This window comes from Rhodococcus sp. NyZ502, assembly GCF_041464245.1.
In the GTDB taxonomy this organism is placed as follows: Bacteria; Actinomycetota; Actinomycetes; order Mycobacteriales; family Mycobacteriaceae; genus Rhodococcus_F; species Rhodococcus_F qingshengii.
This window is the reverse complement of record NZ_CP167155.1, coordinates 5086144-5105202: the sequence shown is the minus strand read 5'-3', so window position 1 is coordinate 5105202 and position 19059 is coordinate 5086144. Positions and strand designations below refer to the sequence as shown.

General features: G+C 60.3%; 18 protein-coding genes. 15 read left to right on the top strand and 3 right to left on the bottom strand.

The genetic code is table 11. The features are described from left to right. The first annotated feature begins 5 nt into the window (after positions 1–5). The 5 genes from ACBG85_RS23515 to ACBG85_RS23495 all read left to right on the top strand — a co-directional run bounded on the left by ACBG85_RS23515 (position 6) and on the right by ACBG85_RS23495 (position 4976). Positions 6–842 (top strand): SDR family NAD(P)-dependent oxidoreductase, encoded by an 837-nt coding sequence (locus ACBG85_RS23515; RefSeq protein ID WP_007731420.1) that lies wholly within the window; start codon positions 6–8, stop codon positions 840–842. Further along, a complete protein-coding gene (locus ACBG85_RS23510) occupies positions 835–1617 on the top strand; it encodes an SDR family NAD(P)-dependent oxidoreductase (protein WP_039973229.1) in 783 nt (260 codons plus the stop codon). The genes ACBG85_RS23515 and ACBG85_RS23510 overlap by 8 nt, the downstream gene beginning before the upstream one ends. After that, entirely contained in the window at positions 1614–3071 is a 1458-nt protein-coding gene (locus ACBG85_RS23505; protein ID WP_065455222.1) for an FAD-dependent oxidoreductase, read from the top strand. Before ACBG85_RS23510 ends, ACBG85_RS23505 begins: the two co-directional genes overlap by 4 nt. A gap of 76 nt (positions 3072–3147) precedes the next feature. Next, positions 3148–4461 (top strand): MFS transporter, encoded by a 1314-nt coding sequence (locus ACBG85_RS23500; RefSeq protein WP_007731424.1) that lies wholly within the window; start codon positions 3148–3150, stop codon positions 4459–4461. Between the two features lie 26 nt (positions 4462–4487). Beyond that, positions 4488–4976 carry a nuclear transport factor 2 family protein gene (locus tag ACBG85_RS23495; RefSeq protein WP_030535188.1) on the top strand — a complete coding sequence of 163 codons (489 nt, stop codon included), beginning with the start codon at positions 4488–4490 and terminating at the stop codon, positions 4974–4976. 68 nt (positions 4977–5044) lie between these two features. Here the strand turns inward: ACBG85_RS23495 and ACBG85_RS23490 are convergent, their stop codons facing one another. Further along, positions 5045–6685 (bottom strand): ABC-F family ATP-binding cassette domain-containing protein, encoded by a 1641-nt coding sequence (locus tag ACBG85_RS23490; protein WP_030535189.1) that lies wholly within the window; start codon positions 6683–6685, stop codon positions 5045–5047. Between the two features lie 208 nt (positions 6686–6893). Further along, positions 6894–7451: a TetR/AcrR family transcriptional regulator gene (locus tag ACBG85_RS23485; protein ID WP_003940110.1), complete on the bottom strand. Its 558-nt coding sequence runs from the start codon at positions 7449–7451 to the stop codon at positions 6894–6896. A gap of 51 nt (positions 7452–7502) precedes the next feature. Between ACBG85_RS23485 and ACBG85_RS23480 the strand changes: the two genes are divergently transcribed. The 8 genes from ACBG85_RS23480 to ACBG85_RS23445 all read left to right on the top strand — a co-directional run bounded on the left by ACBG85_RS23480 (position 7503) and on the right by ACBG85_RS23445 (position 15220). After that, entirely contained in the window at positions 7503–8462 is a 960-nt protein-coding gene (locus tag ACBG85_RS23480) for a DMT family transporter (RefSeq protein ID WP_030535190.1), read from the top strand. Then, positions 8459–10054 carry an amidohydrolase gene (locus ACBG85_RS23475; protein WP_372025090.1) on the top strand — a complete coding sequence of 532 codons (1596 nt, stop codon included), beginning with the start codon at positions 8459–8461 and terminating at the stop codon, positions 10052–10054. The genes ACBG85_RS23480 and ACBG85_RS23475 overlap by 4 nt, the downstream gene beginning before the upstream one ends. A gap of 516 nt (positions 10055–10570) precedes the next feature. Beyond that, positions 10571–11113, top strand: a complete 543-nt coding sequence (locus ACBG85_RS23470) for an alternate-type signal peptide domain-containing protein (RefSeq protein ID WP_311093909.1) — start codon at positions 10571–10573, stop codon at positions 11111–11113. A 3-nt stretch (positions 11114–11116) separates the two neighbouring features. Continuing rightward, the gene (locus tag ACBG85_RS23465) at positions 11117–11671 is read left to right on the top strand and encodes a hypothetical protein (RefSeq protein ID WP_007731434.1); all 555 of its coding nucleotides are present in this window, start codon (positions 11117–11119) and stop codon (positions 11669–11671) included. Next, a complete protein-coding gene (locus tag ACBG85_RS23460; protein ID WP_285182064.1) occupies positions 11668–12303 on the top strand; it encodes a signal peptidase I in 636 nt (211 codons plus the stop codon). Before ACBG85_RS23465 ends, ACBG85_RS23460 begins: the two co-directional genes overlap by 4 nt. Next, complete coding sequence (locus tag ACBG85_RS23455) at positions 12296–12892, top strand: SipW-dependent-type signal peptide-containing protein (protein ID WP_372025088.1); 597 nt, start codon at positions 12296–12298, stop codon at positions 12890–12892. The genes ACBG85_RS23460 and ACBG85_RS23455 overlap by 8 nt, the downstream gene beginning before the upstream one ends. A 7-nt stretch (positions 12893–12899) precedes the next feature. Then, positions 12900–14561 carry a signal peptidase I gene (locus ACBG85_RS23450; RefSeq protein WP_285182062.1) on the top strand — a complete coding sequence of 554 codons (1662 nt, stop codon included), beginning with the start codon at positions 12900–12902 and terminating at the stop codon, positions 14559–14561. A gap of 92 nt (positions 14562–14653) precedes the next feature. Further along, positions 14654–15220 (top strand): alternate-type signal peptide domain-containing protein, encoded by a 567-nt coding sequence (locus tag ACBG85_RS23445; RefSeq protein ID WP_050654813.1) that lies wholly within the window; start codon positions 14654–14656, stop codon positions 15218–15220. A gap of 98 nt (positions 15221–15318) precedes the next feature. Here the strand turns inward: ACBG85_RS23445 and ACBG85_RS23440 are convergent, their stop codons facing one another. Next, entirely contained in the window at positions 15319–16026 is a 708-nt protein-coding gene (locus ACBG85_RS23440; protein WP_285182061.1) for a hypothetical protein, read from the bottom strand. Between the two features lie 358 nt (positions 16027–16384). Here ACBG85_RS23440 and ACBG85_RS23435 point away from each other — a divergent pair, with 358 nt between their 5' ends. Together ACBG85_RS23435 and ACBG85_RS23430 are read left to right on the top strand one after the other, a co-directional pair. Beyond that, positions 16385–17668 carry a hypothetical protein gene (locus ACBG85_RS23435; RefSeq protein WP_311093907.1) on the top strand — a complete coding sequence of 428 codons (1284 nt, stop codon included), beginning with the start codon at positions 16385–16387 and terminating at the stop codon, positions 17666–17668. Continuing rightward, positions 17668–19053 carry a lipase family protein gene (locus ACBG85_RS23430; protein WP_372025085.1) on the top strand — a complete coding sequence of 462 codons (1386 nt, stop codon included), beginning with the start codon at positions 17668–17670 and terminating at the stop codon, positions 19051–19053. Before ACBG85_RS23435 ends, ACBG85_RS23430 begins: the two co-directional genes overlap by 1 nt. Positions 19054–19059: the final 6 nt, after the last annotated feature.

Genomic DNA, 19059 nt, shown 5'->3' with positions numbered 1-19059 from the left:
ACATCATGACCGAAAGCTCTGACCAGACGAACCCGGGCCGTACCGTTGTGACGCAGATGTCGGCGGTGTACCCGGAGTTGGCAGGCAAGGTCGCAGTGGTGACCGGCGCGGCTCAGGGTATGGGTGCGACGTTCGCCGAAGGACTGGCAACACGCGGCGTACATGTCGTCGGCGCCGACATCAACGAAGAGCAGATGCTCGCCACGGCCGCACGAATCAACACGGACCTCGAATCGAATGCACTGGCGGACAAGCCGGGTCGCGTCGTCGGAGCTCGGGTCGACGTCACCAAGCCCGACGAGCATGAATTGCTTGCGCAGTTGGCGTTGAAGGAGTTCGGCCGGGTCGATTTCTGGATCAACAATGCGGGTATCTTCCCGTTCGCGCTGGCCGAGGAGATCACCCCGGAGCAGATCGGCGCAACGCTGAGTGTCAATGTCGAAGGAGTGCTCTACGGTGCTCAGGCGGCGGCACGTCACCTCGGTCCCGGCGGCGCCATCGTCAACATGTCTTCGGTGTCTGCGCTGCGTGTGCGGAAGGGGAGAGGCGCATACTGCACGTCGAAAGCTGCCGTTGCGCACCTCACGGAGTCTCTCGCAGTGGAGTTCGGCGACAAGGGTATTCGGGTCAACTCCATTGCACCCGGCTACATCGACACGGCGATGACGAAGTGGGTCCAGGAAGATCCGATCGCGCTCGCGAACGCACTCGACGCGGTACCACTGCATCGTCTGGGCTCGCCCGAAGAGGTCTTCGGCCCGCTGCTGTTCCTGCTCTCGGACAGCGCGCGTTACGTCACCGGGCACAGCATTGCGGTGGACGGTGGTTCGCGGCATGTCTGAGTCCACGACATATCCCGGCGTCGTTCTCGTTACCGGCGGTGCTGCCGGGATGGGGGCGCATCACGCGCGCACTCTCGCCGCGCGCGGTTCGCATGTCTGCATTGCCGATGTTTCGGATTCATCCGGCGTGGTCGACGACATCGTCGCCGCAGGCGGATCGGCGTCCGCTCATATTCTCGACGTCACCGATGTCGATGCCTGGGACCGGGTTGTCGACGAAATTCGCACCACCCGTGGGGAACTCGGCGGACTGGTCAACAACGCCGGCATCTCGCGTCGGCTCGAATTCATGGACACCCCGAACGACATCTGGGAGCTGACCATGAAGATCAACCTCTTCGGCCCGTTCTACGGTATGAAGGCGGTGGCGCCGCTGATGCGCGAGAGTGGTGGCGGATCGATCGTCAACATCTCGTCCATCGCCGGTCAGATCGGATACTTCTCTCCGGCTTACTCGTCGAGCAAGTGGGGTCTGACCGGTCTGTCGAAGTCGGCCGCAGGTAACTTCGCGCAGTGGGGGATTCGCGTCAACTCGGTGCACCCGGGACTGGTCGGTACGGCGCTGCTCGGCGGCGCGAACGACTTCGTCGCCGCGTCACTGAAGTCGGTTCCCTTCGGACGCATGGGAACTCTCGACGAGATCACCGAAGCAGTGCTGTTCCTGCTCTCGAACAGTTCGACCTACACCACCGGTACGGAACTCACTGTCGACGGCGGGTTGGTGTCGAACGGTCTTTACCACCGCATCATCGCGGAGACTGGAGAACTTTCATGACCGAGCACTGGGACGTCGTTGTCATCGGTGGCGGCGGAGCAGGTCTCGCCGCTGCGGTGTCGGCAGCTGAAGAAGGCGCATCCGTTCTGCTGTTCGAATCCGAAACCGAACTCGGTGGATCCACCGCGCTGTCGGCCGGCATCTTCACGGCCGCCGGAACGAGCGTGCAGGCCGGCCTCGGCGTCGACGACTCGGCAGAGAAGTTCTTCCAGCACTACATGGACCTCAACCAGTGGATGCTCTCACCCGGATTGATTCGTGCGTTCTGCGAAAACGCCGGTCCGACACTGGAATGGCTCATCGGACTCGGCGTCGAGATTCCCGCGACGATCTCGGGTAACGCTCACCAGCCGGGACTCGCCCAAGCCGGCGTCGAGGACGTCTGGCGCGGCCACGTGCCCAAGGACCAGGGATACGGACTGATTCAGGTGCTGGACAAGGCTCGTCGTAAGCACGGGATCGAGGTCATCTTCGGAACACGGGTGCAGAAGCTGATCGAGGAAGACAGTCGGGTTGTCGGCGTTGTCGCCGACGACATCGAGGTGCCTGCGGGCGCCGTCGTTGTTGCCTCCGGTGGATTCGCGCAAGATCCGGGTTTGGTGGAACGCCACTTCCCGGACGCGAACAAGGCCGGAGAAGCCTTGTTCGTCGTCGCAGCCGAGGGGAGCCGCGGAGACCATCTTCGTTTTGCCGAAGACCTCGGTGCTTCCCTGGCGGGCGACGGCTGGGGTCTGATGCTGCCCACCGTCTACTTCCAGCGATTCCACCACTGGCAGGCCGGCTTTCCGCCGAAGTCGCGGATCTACGTCAACCAGGACGGCCGTCGTTTCATGGACGAGGACAGCTCGTACGCGGTCTCGACCGGCATCATCGACCATCAGGGCGGATACGGTTGGATGATCTTCGACGAGAACGCTCGCGTGAATCTGGCTCCAGGATATGCGGATTGGAATCCCGAACGCATCGAGGAAGAAGTTGCCGCCGGTGGCACGATTCGTGCGGACACGATCGAAGACCTCGCAGTGGCTACGGGTGTTCCGGTTGCGACGTTGGCGCAAACCCTGCGTCGATGGAACGACCAACTGCCCAGCGGTCACGACGACGACTTCCTCCGCCATCGCACGTTGCGGAACAAGGGTGCCGTCGGCAATCCGGATCCTATTGCGACAGCTCCGTTCTATGCCGCGAAAATCCTTCCGGCAGAGCTCGTCTGTACGCATGCGGGAATGGAGATCAACACCGATGCGGCCGTGCTCGGCAGCACCGGAGTACCTATCGAGGGTCTGTACGCCGCAGGTGAGGCCGGCGCCGGAATCCTCGGACTGAGATACGTGGGCGGCGGCAATGCGGTTGCCAACGCTTTGACCATGGGCCGCGTAGCGGGACGTAATGCGGCGAATTACACCAGGACCAGCGCTGAGAGCGCACCGGTCCATTCCATCGCGCACTCCTGACGTCCGACGTCTGCGCGGCACCGAATCCAGTCAGTATCCAATCCAGGCAGGGAACAACATGTCAGAGAATGAGACCATGGCGAGAGCCGAATCCACCGAGGGCAGCAGCGTGGCAACCGAACGACAGTCGACGACGAAGGTAATTCGCGCGGCCATCGTCGGTACCGTCGTCGAGTACTACGACTTCGGTATCTACGGATACATGGCCACGACGATCGCCGCGCTGTTCTTCGTTTCCCATGACCCGAACGCAGCACTGCTCGGTACCTTTGCAGCATTCGCCGTGGCCTTCTTCCTACGCGTGCCCGGCGGCATCTTCTTCGGCCACATCGGCGACAAGTACGGCCGCAAGAACGCGCTGTCCTGGACCATCCTCCTGATGGTTCTCGCGACAGCCGGAATGGGCCTGCTGCCGACTTACGCCACGTTGGGTGTGTGGGCGACGTCCATCCTGGTTCTGGCTCGTTGCCTGCAGGGCTTCGCGGCCGGCGGTGAACTCGGCGGCGCCAACGCGTTCGTCTCCGAGTCCGCTCCCAAACGGTGGCGTGCGACGCAGACCTCGATGGTCAATACCGGCACCTACCTGGGTTCGCTGGCAGCTTCGCTCATGGCCCTCGGCCTGACGTCGGTGTTCTCGCAAGAGCAGATCCTCGAATGGGCTTGGCGTATCCCGTTCCTGCTCAGCCTGCTGATCGGTGGCATCGGTATCTGGATCCGCAGCCAGATGGAAGACACTCCTCAGTTCGAAGAACTGCAGGACAAGGGTGAGACCAAGAAGCTTCCCATCCGTGAGTTGCTCAGCACCTCCGGTGGCAGCGTCGTCAAGATCATCCTGCTGGGCGCACTCATCACCGGCGGTTACTACATCGCCTCGGTGTATGCCGCGACGTACCTGCAGACCACCGGCGGTCATTCGTCACGCGTTGCTTTCCTTTCCACTTCTCTTGCACTGGTTCTCGGCGTCATCACGTTGCCGATCTCGGGATACATGGCAGACAAGTACGGGCGTCGGCCGGTGCTGTTCGCCGGTAGTGCCGCCGCAGTGGTTCTCGGAATCCCGATGTTCATGATGATGGCCGGTTCTGGCATCTGGCAGGCGGTTGTCGGTCAGTCAGTGCTCTTCATCTGCGTTTCCGTTGTCAACGGTGCTTCGTACGTGACCTATGTCGAAATGCTGAAAGCATCTGTGCGGTACAGCGGTCTGGCATTGGGTAACAACGTCACCAACATGTTCCTCGGTGGCACCGCGCCTTTCATCGCAACCTATCTCATCAGCTTGACCGGTAACTCTCTCGCTCCGGCTGGATACTTCGTCTTCTGTGCGGTGATCACCCTCGTCACGGTCTTCTTCATCAAGGAGACCAAGGGTGTTGAACTGCAGGTTGATTGATCATCGGGTAGAACAGGAGCCTGACCGTGTCCCTCGCTGACAAGCAAGAAATCACCGAAGTTCTGTATCGCTACGCTCGGGCCGTCGATCGGAAGGATTTCGACAGCGTGGCCCTCTGCTACTTCGACGACGCGATAGACAACCACGGCGGTTACATCGGAACCGTCGACGGGCTGATCGAAGACATGAAGCTCAGACACAAGACGATCGACTCGTCGATTCACTGCATTTCCAACATACTGATCGACGTCAACGGCGATGTCGCTCAGTGCGAGTCGTACTGTTTGTGCTTTCTGCGGCAAGAGCGTTCCGGTACGGATACGGTGCAGACGCTTGCGACGATCAAATGCCGTTACGTCGACAGGTTCGAAAGGCGCCACGGTGAATGGCGAATCGCCGATCGGATTGTCGTGTTCGACGAATCCCGTGAAGACGTGATCGAGAACATCCTGTCCACGGACTGGGTGACGCAACGTCGATCCTTCGACGATCCGGTGTACACCAGGACGCCTTGACCAGTAGTGCAGACGAAGGCCTTCACACACATCGTGTGTGAAGGCCTTTCGCCTGTTCACTTCTCGTGTCAGCCCACTGCGCCTGGTGCGGCGACCTCGGTCAAACGGCCGTCCGAGAGCCTGAGCCAGCGTTCGACCTTGACCTCGGCCAGGAATCTCTCGTCGTGGCTGACCACCACGAACGCCCCCTGATATGCATTCAGGGCACTTTCGAGTTGAGCAACGCTCACCAAGTCGAGGTTGTTGGTCGGCTCGTCGAGAAGAAGCAGCTGCGGGGCCGGATCGGCGAAGAGAACGCACGCCAATGTAGCCCGCAGTCGTTCACCGCCCGAGAGTGCAGCGACGGGAAGATGAGCACCCGCACCCCGAAAGAGGAAGCGCGCCAGGATGTTCATGCGTTCCGGTGCCGGTAGGCCTGGAGCAGACAAGGCAAAGTTCTCTGCGACGGTGCGTGCGGGGTCGAGTAGGTCGAGCCTCTGCGACAGGTATGCCACTCGACCGTCGGCTCGCGTGATCTCACCGGAAGTCGGCGCCACATCCCCGTTGACGATGCGTAGCAACGTCGACTTTCCGACGCCGTTCGGCCCGGTCAACGCGATACGCTCCGGTCCTCGAATGGCCAGGTCGATTCCGGAGTCGGCGAAGATCGCATGATCGCCGAACGCGAATTGCATTCGCTCACCGAGGAACACCGTCCGGCCGGCGGGTACATGTGTGCCAGGCAATTCGAGTGAAATCGTCTGGTCGTCTCGAAGAGCGCGGCCCGCTTTGTCGAGTCGGTCCTTTGCCGCGTCGACCCGGGCGAGGTGTGTCTCGTTGGCCTTGCCTGCCGACTCCTGAGCATTGCGCTTCATGGTCCCCGCAAAGATCTTGGGCAAGCCCGCGTTCCCGAGATTGCGGGCAGCGTTACTTGCGCGTCGCGAAGCACGTTCTCGGGCCTGCTGCAGTTCGCGCTTCTCGCGCTTGACCTCTTGCTCGGCGTTGCGGATGTTCTTCTCCGCCACTTCGCGAGCCGAGCGTGCCGCGGCTTCGTAGTCGGTGAAATTGCCACCGTAGAAGCTGATCTCGCCGCTGTGAAGTTCGGCGATGCGGTCCATGCGGTCGAGTAGTCCTCGATCGTGACTGACCACCAACAGACAACCACTCCAGTCGTCGAGAACGTCGTAAAGCCTGCGGCGCGCGTCCAGGTCGAGGTTGTTGGTGGGTTCGTCGAGGAGAAGGACATCGGGGCGTCGCAGGAGTTGCGCCGCCAGTCCGAGCGAGACGACCTGCCCGCCGCTCAGAGTGTCGAGGCGACGATCGAACGTCATGTCGGCCAAACCGAGTCGACCGAGTTGGGCTCGCGTTCGTTCCTCGATATCCCAGTCGGACCCGATTGTCGTGAAGTGTTCTTCTCGTGTGTCCCCGGATTCGACTGCGTCCAACGCAGCGAGCGTCGGGGCGATGCCCAAGACCTCGGCAATGGTCAGATCGCCCGTCAGTGGCAGGTCCTGCGGAAGGTATCCGAGAACGCCGTCGACGGACACACTGCCGGCGCGCGGCCGCAACTGGCCGGCGATCAATCTGAGCAGAGTGCTTTTCCCGACGCCGTTCTGGGCCACCAGCCCGGTTCGGCCGCCGGGCACGGTGAATGACAATTCGTCGAAGACCGGAGTGTCGTCCGGCCAGGCAAAAGACAGATTCGAGCAAACGATGTAGGTATCGGACATGAATAGACCTCAGGTGTTGTGCGGGCGCGGCAACGCTGCTCCGCGAAGAGTCGGGTAAGTGAACGACAACATGGCCACGACGGCAGCGCTCCGAGGCGTCTGCCGGTGGCCGTCATGCCCGGTTTTATCCGGAGATGTCGAGTTCACCAACCATGTCTGATCCTTTTTGGTCTGTGTTGTTTCATCCGACGATAACAGGAGCCGGTATCTACATACGAGCAATACCGGCGCAGAGAAGTTCGACCAGTCGTCGATACACCCGATCCGGGTCGGTGCCGGCCGGTTGTCCCTCTACCGATTCGAGGATGCAGAAGCCGTGCAGCGCACTGCGAAGAGACCACGCCGCCTGCTCCGAATCATCCGGGCTCAGACCGTATCCCGCGATCACCTTGTTGATGACGTCGACCACCTCGCCGACGGCGGAGACCAGATCGGGATGCGGAGCAGTGGGGTAGCGGTCGGTGATGGCGTAGAGCCCGGGGTGTACTCGGACGAACGCACGCCATGCGTCCGCGAGCGCCATGACGGCGTCGTCGCGCGAGAGACCGACCGCGGCGGCACGCAGTTGTTCGGCGAGAAGGTTGCGTGCGAGGAGGCTGAGTTGATGGTGGACGTCGTCGACCCCGTCGACGTGTTTGTACAGGGCTGACTGCCGGACGTCGAGGGTCTCGGCGAGTTGACTCAGTACCAGAGCGTCGGCGCCTTTGCTGTCGACCAGATCGGCTGCGGCAGCGATCACGCGTTCACGGGTAACCGGAGTTCTCATGCACGCATCTTCCCTGTATGACAGGCTTCGCGCCGGTGATACATTATCACCATGAGTGATGAAGTATCGCCACGCGAGCCGTCCGGCGATCAACTACGCCGTCGTGACCTGCGCGTAGTCGTCACCGGTGCATGCATCCTCGGGTTGACCTCGGTGCTCTACGAACTCTCAGGAGTGTCTCCGTCGACGGGTGCATTCTTTCGGTGCCTCTATGCGCTCATCCCTCTCGGCATGCTCGTGCTCGTTCAGCGTCGTCGGTCACCCCGGCCTTCGGTCTCGGCGCCCTGGATCGTGAAGTCTCTACTTGCCGGCGCGTTCCTCGGAATCGATCTGGTGCTCTGGCACGAGTCGATTCATTCGATCGGGGCAGGTCTTTCGACTGTGATCCTGAATTTGCAGGTGCTGTTCGTCGCAATCCTCGGCTACGTTGTCCTGCGCCAACGGATCGGCCGGGAACTGGTCGCCAGCCTTCCGTTGCTCTTCGTCGGAGTTGCTCTGGTAGCCGGGACGAGCACAACGCTCACCGGGTCGAATCCTGCTGTCGGAGTGTCGTTTGCCGTGATCGCCGCAGGCGCGTACGCGGTCTACATCTTCCTCATGGGTCTGGCTACTCGGGCGGCGGGCAGAACGGCGTTGCCGATGTTCGTCTCGACGGGAGCCACTGCCCTCACGGCAGGTGCATACGGCCTCGTGAGTGGAACTTTGGATCTGACACCGTCACTCGTAGCTCAAGGTTGGCTTGTGCTGCTCGCGTTGGTATCTCAGGTGATCGGGTGGCTGCTGGTAGCCAGCGCCAGTCAGCGTCTGCCTGCCAGTGCAGTCGCCGCCAGCCTCGTGTTGCAATCGGCGTCAGCACTGTTGTTCGGCGCAGTGCTGCTTGCACAGACCCCAACTCTCGTCCAACTTGCGGGTGCCGGAATGATTTTGGCCGGAGTGGTTGTGGCGACGCGGATACCCGCGAAGAAATCCTCGACGACTGTTGTCGGAAAACGAATGGAGACAAGCGTATGACCACGGCGGCTGACCACATCTACATCAACGGCGACATCAGGGTCATGGACGGTGCGGTCGGCGATAACGCCACCGCTGTGGCAGTCAAGGACGGCAGATTTGTCGCCCTCGGAACTGACGCCGAGATCTCGGCGCTGACCGATTCCGAAACCTCCGTTGTCGATCTCGCCGGAGCGGTGGTTGTGCCGGGGTTCATCGAGACGCACCTTCATCCGATGATGTGGGGTTTGATGCTCAGTGGGGTCGACGCAACGACGAATACGTGCCCGACCATCGAGAAGTTGATCACGGCGTTGGCCGCGCGGGCCGCGATCACACCAGTTGGCGAGCCCATCGAAGCGTGGGGCTTCGACGACAGCCTCGTGGCGGAAGATCGAGGCCTGACCGCGGTTGATCTGGACAAGGCTTCCACCGATCATCCGATTCTGGTGCGGCACTTGTCTGCTCACGGGATCTATGTCAACTCGGTCGCACTGGAGAAGGCCGGAATCGATGCCACCACGGTCGATCCGGAAGGTGGTGTCATCGTTCGGGACAGCGACGGTGTACCCACCGGTGAACTGTGCGAGGTTCCGGCAATGTCTCTGGTGCACGGACTTGTTCCGGATATGAACCCGGATGCGTCCAAGATCGCGATGCTGCGGGCGCAGGAAGTCATGGCGTCGGTGGGCGTGACGAGTTTCCACGACATGTACGTCACGGCCGAGATGTACGAGGCGTACCGGCAACTCGACGCCGATGGTGACTTGAGGCTGCGTGCGCGCCTCTATCTCGGCCACGGGGTTCACGATCAGTTGGGTGAACTCGCCGATCCGACCGAGCGAGTTCGTGTGGGCGGCGTCAAACTCATTTCGGACGGGTCGATTCAGTTGCACACCGCTGCGCTGACCGCGCCGTACCACGATCTGGGCGGATGCCACTGCGGCGGAATGGCAATCCCGGCAGGTGCGCTCGGGGCACTCGTCGAGGAACATCACGCTGTCGGCCGACAGGTTGCGATTCATACCAACGGTGATCAGGCCATCGATTTTGCATTGGACGCAATTGCAGCGGCACGGACGGCGCACCCGGACATCGAAGTTTCGCATCGACTCGAGCACGTTCAGACGTTGCGGGAAGATCAGATCGCGCGGATGGTCGAGCTCGGGGTGGTGGCGTCGATCTTCGTGAACCACGTCTACTACTGGGGTGACCGGCACCGCGATCGTTTTCTCGGACCGGGTCGCGGCGAGCGGATCAGCCCCGTGGCGTCGGTCGTGGCGGCGGGGCTTGCCTACGCGCTGCATTGCGACTGCCCTGTCACTCCAGTGAACCCGCTCTTCACGATGAACACCGCCGTACATCGTGTGACGCGAGAAGGTCATGTTCTGGGTGCGGAGCAACGGGTTTCCGCGTCCGAGGCGCTGGCCGGCTACACAAGCGCAGCCGCTCGTCTCACCGGTGAGTCATCGGACAAAGGTCGGATAGCGGTGGGACTTTTGGCGGATTTTGTTGTGCTCGACGGAGATCCGCTGCGCAGCGAATCGACAGACTTGAATGAACTGTCGGTCCTGCGCACGGTTGTCGGAGGTGAGACCGTCTTCGAGGTGTAGGGCCTCCGCCTTAGTTTGTTGCTCGATTGTCGCTGCTTTCAAAGCGGAGGCAATCGAACGATCCCCAAAACAAACCAAAAGTTTGTAGAACTTGTTTCAGGTGAATTTCCGACTGTATGGACCATCCGGGCGAAGGTTACTTCAGCAAACGGGTTGCAACAAAGTGCTGCGTCTTTTAAATGATCCAGGTGAGAGGCGATTCTGTAGTCAAGTTCAGGTTTCAACAAGCTTCTGGACATTCGACCAGCTTTTCGCCAAAAATTCCTGATACGTGTGGTAAAAATCTAAACGACGCAAGCGGACGTCGACAGCACGAGAGAGGAATGACTCGTTCGCGAGAACGGCTCGCAATCTTTCCGCAACACGCTCTCGCTCTGCACTTACCGCTACGACCCCTCACTGACCACGGATGAACGAAACCCTCTGCCCGTACCAGGGCGCACATGACTGGATCCGACCAGCTTTCTCACCCTGCAAGCTCCCCGCCACGGGGACCAGACGAAAAGAGTGTTCTCCATGAACAAGGCAACCAAGGGCGCAGTCGCGGCCGGTGCAGCAGCACTTCTCCTCGCCGGTGGCGCGGGAACCATGGCGGCGTGGAACGCAAACGCACCGATGACCGGCGGAACGATCACCGCAGGTCATCTGACTCTCAGCGCCGATCCCTCTGCTCTGCCGAGTTGGACCGTCACCAATGGGGCAACAACGGAAACCAATGTCGACATCGCGAGCTATCGCGTTTCTCCCGGTGACAAGATCACCTACACAGGCAAGGTAAAGGTCGGTATCGACGGTAAGAATCTCAAGGCTCAAGTGATTGCCGACACGACCACGATTACCGGCTCGTTGGCTACTGCCCTGACAACCACGACCTCAACCACCCTCGCGGGGCAGCCGCTCACTCAGCTGACTGAAGCCAACGACGGCACGACAGTTGACGTTGTGGTGACCTTCGACTTCCCTAAGGGCACAGTGTTGCCTGACAACACAGCCAACAACGCCAGCCAGGACCAGACGGCAAGCTTGGCGAACTTCAACGTCAAGCTTGAACAGGTCTAAGGCTTGCGTAAGCACTACCGTTGGTGGGCAACTGCCGCCGCGCTGGTCATCGGACTGATCTTCGTATCGGTGCAACAGACCAGCGCGCGGTGGACGGCCGCTGAAACACTGTCCGGTGGCACGATCCAGTCCGGGATCCTCGACCTGACGGTGGGCAGTGCCGGGAGCGGCCAGAGCAGTTACGACTTCACTGCTCTGGGCGCCACCGGTATGTTCCCCAACGCATATGCACAGGCTCCGTTGACAGTTCACAACTCCGGTAGCGTTCCACTCAATTACCGGATCCAGAACGTCACGCAGTCTTCCGCTGATGTTCCGCTCGCGTTGGTAGTAACGCCAGTGACTACCGAAGCCGGTTGCCCTGCCCAGGGCGCAGCTGCCGGCACCGCGATCTACGACGGTCCCATGGTCGGCGCTCAGGTACCGACAGCTTCGGGATGGCGCACGGTTGCTGCTGGCAGTACCGAAATCTTGTGCCTGCGTGGCACTGTCGGTCCTGACGTCGCATCGGGTGTTTCCACGAGCGTGCATTTCTCGTTCGAAGCGGAGTCGGTATGACGCACACAGTGAAGGGTTCTGATCAGAGAACCGGCGCCTGGTGGTGGATCCGCAATATTGTCTCGTGGGCTCTGCTGCTGGGTGTTCTGGCGATTCTGTTGTCGACGGTCGTTGTTCCACGTTTGACGGGGTCGACGCCCTTCACTGTGTTGACCGGTTCGATGCAACCCACCTATCCACCCGGCACCCTCATCGTGGTGAAACCGCAGGACGCTGACCGATTGCAGGCAGGCGATGCGATCACCTATCAGATCGAGTCCGGGAAGCCCGACGTGGTTACGCACCGCATCATCATGGTGCGACTCAACTCCGCCGGTGATCTCACCTTCGTCACGCAAGGCGATGCAAATCCGATAGCAGATCAGAATCCCGTTGTACCGGAGCAGATTCGCGGCAAGGTGTGGTACAGCGTGCCGTATATCGGATACGTGTACAACGCCATCACGGGACAGATGCGCTCGGTGATGCTGACGGTTGTCGTCGGCGCATTGTCGATCTATGCCGTGTTCATGTTCGTCGGATCGGTCCGTGACCGTACCCGGCGACGTTCTGCGTCTGCAGACTCCCAACCTTCCGAACCGAGTGCGTCGGCGCCTCGAGTTGAGCAGCAAGAAAGGCACAGCCATGTCTAAGCACGAGGAGCAGCAGGCGCCCGCCTCGCTCGGTACACGTCTGGTCGGGGGCGCAACCAGCGGCCGCGCACGCGCGATCATGTCGGTGGGAATTGTTCTGGGCCTCGGTGCCGTTGGCACTCTTGCTGCGTGGACTGACAACGCTACAGCGACTTCCGGCGTATTCAGCACCGGTTCGATCGAGATGAAGCTCAACGGTGACCCGGGAGATCCGACTGCTTACGGCTTCACCGCGTTGACCAAGACGGGCATGATGCCCGGCGACAGTGTCACGGCAACTCTTCCAGTGCAGAACACTGGCGCGGCACAGTTCAAATACACCATGGCAGCAACCGCAACAGGCGAGGCCGCGCTCGCCCCCTTCATGAAGGTGACTGTTCTCGATCAGAGTTGCACCACCGTTATCGCCGGTCCGGTCGGCTTGTCGACGACTGCCGCGACTCCGATCATCACCACGGGACGCCAGATGGCTGCGAATTCAGGTTCTGAGACTCTGTGCTTCAAGGTTGCGCTCGATACGGGAGTGCTTTCGGCACAACAGAACAAGTCGATGAATGTTTCGTTCCAGTTCGCGGCGACGACGGCCTGAGGTGACCATGTCTGATCACACAACTCCCGGCAGTTCGAGATCGGCACGTGCCGGTCGCGAACTCGCGCTGACAGTAGGGGCGGTGGCTGGACTCATCTGCGTTCTCGCCGCCGCGGCCTCGATGCTGTTCGGCATCAAGCCGCTCGTCTTCCGTTCGGGTTCGATGTCTCCCGAAATCGCCACTGGCTCAATGGCATTGGCCCACACCGTGCCCGCCACTGATCTCGCAGTGGGCGACGTCGTAAGCGTCGTTAACGGCCAGGGTACGCGGATCACACACCGCGTGTACGAACTTGACCAGCAGGCCGGCAACTCTGTCACGGTGACTCTCAAAGGCGACGCAAACGCCAAGCCTGACGCGGAGCCCTACTTCATCACAGAGGCCGACCGGATCTTCTTCAGCGTAAGCGGTTTGGGCTATGCGATTGCCTGGCTTTCCAGCCCACTAGCGATCTTCCTCGGTGGGGCACTGGTCGGCGGACTGGTGATCATTGCGTTCCGGCCGAACTCTCGCCGTAAGGATTCGGATGACGGTCCGAGCGGAGGAATCGGCAGCGTAGACACGGAAGCCGCTGCAACAATGGAGTTTCCGATGGTTTCTTCGAGCAGCGGGACAGGCGGGCACAGCTCGGCGTTCTCGCTCCGAAAGCTTACGGTTCTCGGTGTTTCAGCATTTGCACTGATCGGTGTTACGCAGGTGGGTGGCACCGCAGCGGCTTTCACGGATAACTCAACTGCAACCAGTGGTGCTTTGCAGGTCAGCTCAAATGTCCTCCCCAAGCCTGGGTCGATCAGTTGCGGCAACAGCGGATCGGCAGGATTCCGGTGGACCAAGATAACTTGGCCGCATATGGGCTCTCCATTCACATACAGGGTGCTGGTCTACAGGGACAACAGCGAGCTTCGGTATACAAAGAACGTCGATCCGGGAGTCAATGCTGCGATCGGTGCATCACAGCTGGTGGAATTAGGTGCTGGCGAACTCGGCATTCACACGAACTGGAATTACACGGCGAGAATCTACAGCGTAAACCGCGTCACCGGCGAAATCGGCACTGAGTGGGGTGGCTATAATTTGAGGCAGGCCACAACGAATGACGTCGTCTGCGGCAGCGGGAACTCAGGGAATACGGCAGCGGCTTTCGTCGAAACGGAACCGCTTGCTCGCGGAGTAGCACCGACAACCACGACGGCTGCCGAGACCACCACGACAAGTGCACCGACAGGAACGTCGACGACGGCTCCCACTACGACTGACGTGACAACCACGACCGGCGCCCCACTGACAACGGAGTCCTCGACCAGCACTACGACTCAGTCGACAACTCCGACAACAACAACTGATGCGACCACCACGACAACCACAACCACGAAGCAACCGCCGGTGGCTTTGGGTGCGGCCGAGACGTCGCTGACTGGCTACGACGCAACGTTGATGCAGGACGGTGCCAGCGTCGCGGTGGTGGTCACCGACAGTTCGGGTGCAGAAGTGTCGAGCACACCGGTGAGCGCCACTGCAACCGTGATGTGGCAGTCCGATGCAGACGAGCTGTGGATCATGGACGGCGCCAACGTCTATCGCGTCAACGCCGAAACAGGGGTCTCGGAAAAGAACCCCTCCGGCGAAGCTCCCGCAGAGATCGCTGCCTGGATCGACGGGCAGAAGTGATGAATATAGAAGAGACGGAATTCGGGAACGGGAGAGTTCGAATGAATAATCGCATCGTTCCTGCAAGTCGATGGAATACGCGACGTACCAAAATGATCGGCACATCGCTGGTCATGCTCGGAGGGGCGGCATTCCTGACTGGCTGTGCTGATACCGGCTCGTTGGGTTCGTCCGGCGGCGGTAAGCCCACCACGACCACGTCCGTTCCGGCCACAACTACGCCTGTGGTGACTACTCCGGTCGAATCCGGTTCGTTGGCGCTGAAAACCGTCACCGCACCTACCTGGACGGATCAGAACGGTCCGATCGATCTGTCGACGATGGTTGTCGTGCCGGGCGACGTTCTGACCTACCACGCCAGTTTCGCGTTGGAGATCAAGGGAACTGGAATGAAGGCAAAGCTGTCGACCAGTGATCTGGGTGTCTCCGGCGGAGCTGCGCTGGTTGCCCAGCTGAAGCCGGTCACCGAAGTCAAGCTCGACGGGGTGCCAGTGCCTGTCGGTGCCGACGGAACTGTGGTCAGTACGGCGAAGGACGGCAAGATAGTCGACGTGGCAATACGTTTCACCTTCGACAAGGATTCCGCGACAGCGTTGTCGATGGATCAGTCGTTGAACTTGGCGCGATTCGACGTGAATCTGGTGCAGATTCCCGCATGATGTCGGTGCGGACAACACGAGCGCTGTAGCTGTTCAGAAGTGAGGCCGGGTAGCAAATCTGCTATCCGGCCTCACTTTGTGAATTGTTGTAGGGGAGGTTATCCGATGAATGTGACCGGCTTGCCGAGCGATCCGACATCAAGCGATCCGGAGCTGGTAGATCCGGTCTTAACTGATCCGGTGTCGAGTGAACCGAAGCTCGCCGACCCCAAATTCAGGGAACCGAAATCGAGTGATCCGGTTCCGCCGGGCGTGACGGGTGTATCGGTGGAATCGAGTGTGAGGTCCACACTCCAGTTCGGCGTAATACTGCCGTTCTGCGAAGAATTCCCTGCCTCGACGGGCATTCCGATCACGAAGGCAACCTTGGCACTTTGGCCCGGTGCGAGGCGGACCGAGTTCAACTGGGTCCCTGGTGTGGCGGCATTGCCGGTGACGGTGAGCGGATTGCCGGTGACGCCGTTTACGTCGACACGAAGGAAGGCTTCCATGCCGTCGCTGATTTCGTAGTCTCCGACGTAGAAGTGTGCCTCACCTGCGCGGTCCGATGCGTTTCGGACGTAAAATGTGGTTGTGTTCTTCCCACCCGGGATGAGTATGTCTGTGCTCCAGACGATTTTGGAAGTATCTCCCCAGGTCGAGTGGTCTGCGGAGTACTCGATGATTCCACTCTCACCGTCCGCTGCGTGAGCGAGCGACGGCATCAGCGCTCCGCCCACCAGTGCAAGTACGAGGGCCGTGAGTATCCCAATGACTGTGCTCCATAGCGCACCAGGCTTTCGAGATGAGTAACTGATTGTTTTCATAACTCCGAATTCTAGTCGGACAAACGTCCGAGCGTGACGAGTTGTGAGAGCTAACTGTTTGTTGTGCAACAATTTTCGCAAATTTGACGAATCTAGTGGGAGGGAGCTGAAAATGAACTGTGATCGGAGCGGATGTGAGCCGCAGATTGGGAGCGCGGATAGCTGGTCGATCGCTTGACGAGTGAGTTTCGATGCCGGCCATGCGGGGTAAAGGCTTCTCATCTGCAATGGCTTCAGTCGCTGCGGAGATGTTGATTCGGCATTTGGTATTTCTTACAGATTCAGCTATCTTACTGCAAAGTAAGTGTTTGGTGTCGGCGTCGATCGGGGCTATGCCGACCTGAGTGCAGGGATCGATATGCGGATGAACCTGGGGGCAGGTGTTCGGCGACGTCGTTGGGCGCGCGACGTATTGGCAGCCGCGACGGCATGTGCGCTGGCGATGTCCGCGTTGCTCTCGGTACAGATTTCAGCGTCGGCGTCCGAGTTGGACGAGTACGTAAATTTGCCTTTGGTGAATCGGAATGCCGAACACAGTCCGGGCGGTGTCCATCCCGCGTTGCCGACTGATCTCGGCACCTTGCAAGCCCTTGTGGAAGAAGCCAGCGCCAGTGGTCGCAGTCCGGAATCCTATGCGGCCTTGCTGTTTCAGTATCGATTGGTCGCTGCCACGGAAGCCGCCGGAATCGATCTGTCATCGTGGAATCCGCGCGCCGGAGTGTCGGCCAATCGCACGAACCTGGTGAAGTCGTACCGCTTCTACGAGGATCTGCAACTCGGTCACCCGGAATTGCAGTGGGCGGGCATGGGCGGACAGGTTGGTGCGGACTTCGGCGGAGGACTGATCGACTTCGAACTGATGGCGGACGTGTACTCGTTTCCGAATCTGCAATATGTTGCCAATTCGATAGTTTCTCAGGTCACGGATCAGGTTGGCGTGCAAGCGCTGAACCAATTGCCGGCAGGGCTGCGCGCGCTCGCCGCGGTGGGCAGGAACGTCACAGCGGACGACTTGGATTATGTGCTGGGGATGATCCTGGTGATGCAGAAGAACATCTTCTCGGATCTGATGCCGATGCATCAGGCATACGTGGATGAAGGACTTCCCGCGCTGGAGGAAATGCAGAGTGCCGGATTGTTCGGTCAGGATGTCATGGACGCCTGGCGTGATCTAGCTTCCGGCGATTCGAATCGGATTGCACGTGGGAACGTAGCACTGCTCCAACGTGAGCAAGGGATGATCATCCGTGACCAGTGGGATACCGTGCGCGCCTACAAAGGTGATGTGGGAGAGGCGATCACTTACGCATCGACTGTCGCCGGTTCACCTTCGGTCGCCGGCGTCGTACCGCCTCGCTCGTTTCGGTCTCTCGAGTTCGCGACAACACTGGCGGACGGACGCACCGCGACAGTGACGCTGCCCCTCCCGGATTGGAACTGGTCGGTGTACGAGGACCGGTGGGACTACATCACCTCGCAGCTCTTGCCGAAGTACCGAGCGATGGTCGAAGAAGATTGGCCGCGGCTCGTAGCCACATTGAGTGTTCCCTACGAAATTCAATTGGAGAGTCACCGCCCGATGGTGACCCTCCCACAAACTCTCGAATCGGCCCTCTCCAGTTTGAAAGTGACGGTTCAGTGATGTCGTCGGCGACATTCCGAAGGTTGGCGCCGCTGGTAGCGCTGACCGTTGCGCTGGTCCTGCCAGCAACGGCTGGAGCTGAGGTGCCGGACAGTGATGCCCCGAAAGACGTGCAAACTCCTGTATCCGAGGAGTTTCGAACCGACACCCCAACTCTGGGAGAGGTGTTCAACGGGTTCACCGTCGGTGCTCTCAGTTCGGGGGAGTTCGCATCCGAAGAGGAGATCTTCACTGCACTCACGCCCGATGATCCGTTTTACGACGAGCCGGTGTTGACCGGCGCCGAGCGTCCCGGTGATCTCCTGAAGTCGAAGAAGGTGGATGTACTGTTCACCGGATACAAACCGGGACAGCTCGACGCCTACAAGATCATGTACGTCACAACCGGAATCGACGGTTCGACGCCGGTGGTGAGCACCGGGATCATGATGATTCCGATCGACGGAATACCGGCATCGGAGAAGAAAGTCATCAGCTACCAGGAGGCCAACGACAGCGTCGGCGGCTACTGTCATCCGAGTTCGCACTGGACGGGCGGCGATCCGCTGGACGGCGCCTCCTGGTCGGCGTTGGGTCCGCTGGCACTGATGTTCGGAAAAGGCTATGCCGTAGTGATATCCGACGTCGGGAACAACGGAGACCGTGATCCTCACGGCGTCTTCGCGGGCAAGTTCGCGGGGCACGCGCAGTTGGATGCTGTGCGCGCAGCATTTCAGCTGCAGGATTCCGAGCTGAATCCGGATGCGGAGATTGCGTTGTTCGGAATCGCTGGTGGTGGAGTTGGTTCGGCATTCGCCGCAGAATCTGCGCAGTCCTACGCGCCGGAACTCGATATCGTCTCGACAGTCCTCGAGGGCATGGTGATCAAGCCCCGAACATTCATGGAGACAACAGATTCCTCGGTCGGCGCAGGCTTCGGATTTGCGACGCTCCTTGGCCTCGAACCCTGGTACCCCGAGATGAAGTTGAACGACAAGCTCAATCCCGTGGGCCGAGCGATTGCCGACGTGTACCGGGATGAGTGCCAGATGCCGGCGTACTTCACGCTTCCGTTCGTACCGCTGGCGAGCCTTTTCGAGCCGGGGATCGATCCGATCACAGAACCCAGTTTCCAGCGCGCGTACGACGACAGCGTACTGGGCCACGGTGCTCCGGCGTCGAAGGTATTGATAACTTCGTGCGCAAAGGACGACTCCCCGATGTCACTTGTACCGGCAGCTGATGCGCGAGAACTGGCGGACACGTACAGGAGTCGAGGGACGGACGTGAGCTACCAGCCCACCGACTGCAGTATGGACCGCGCATTCACGGATCCATACGGTTGGGGAACTGATCTGTTCGGAATGCAGACGATCGACTGGATAGCCCACAATTTCGACAACTGAGTGAAA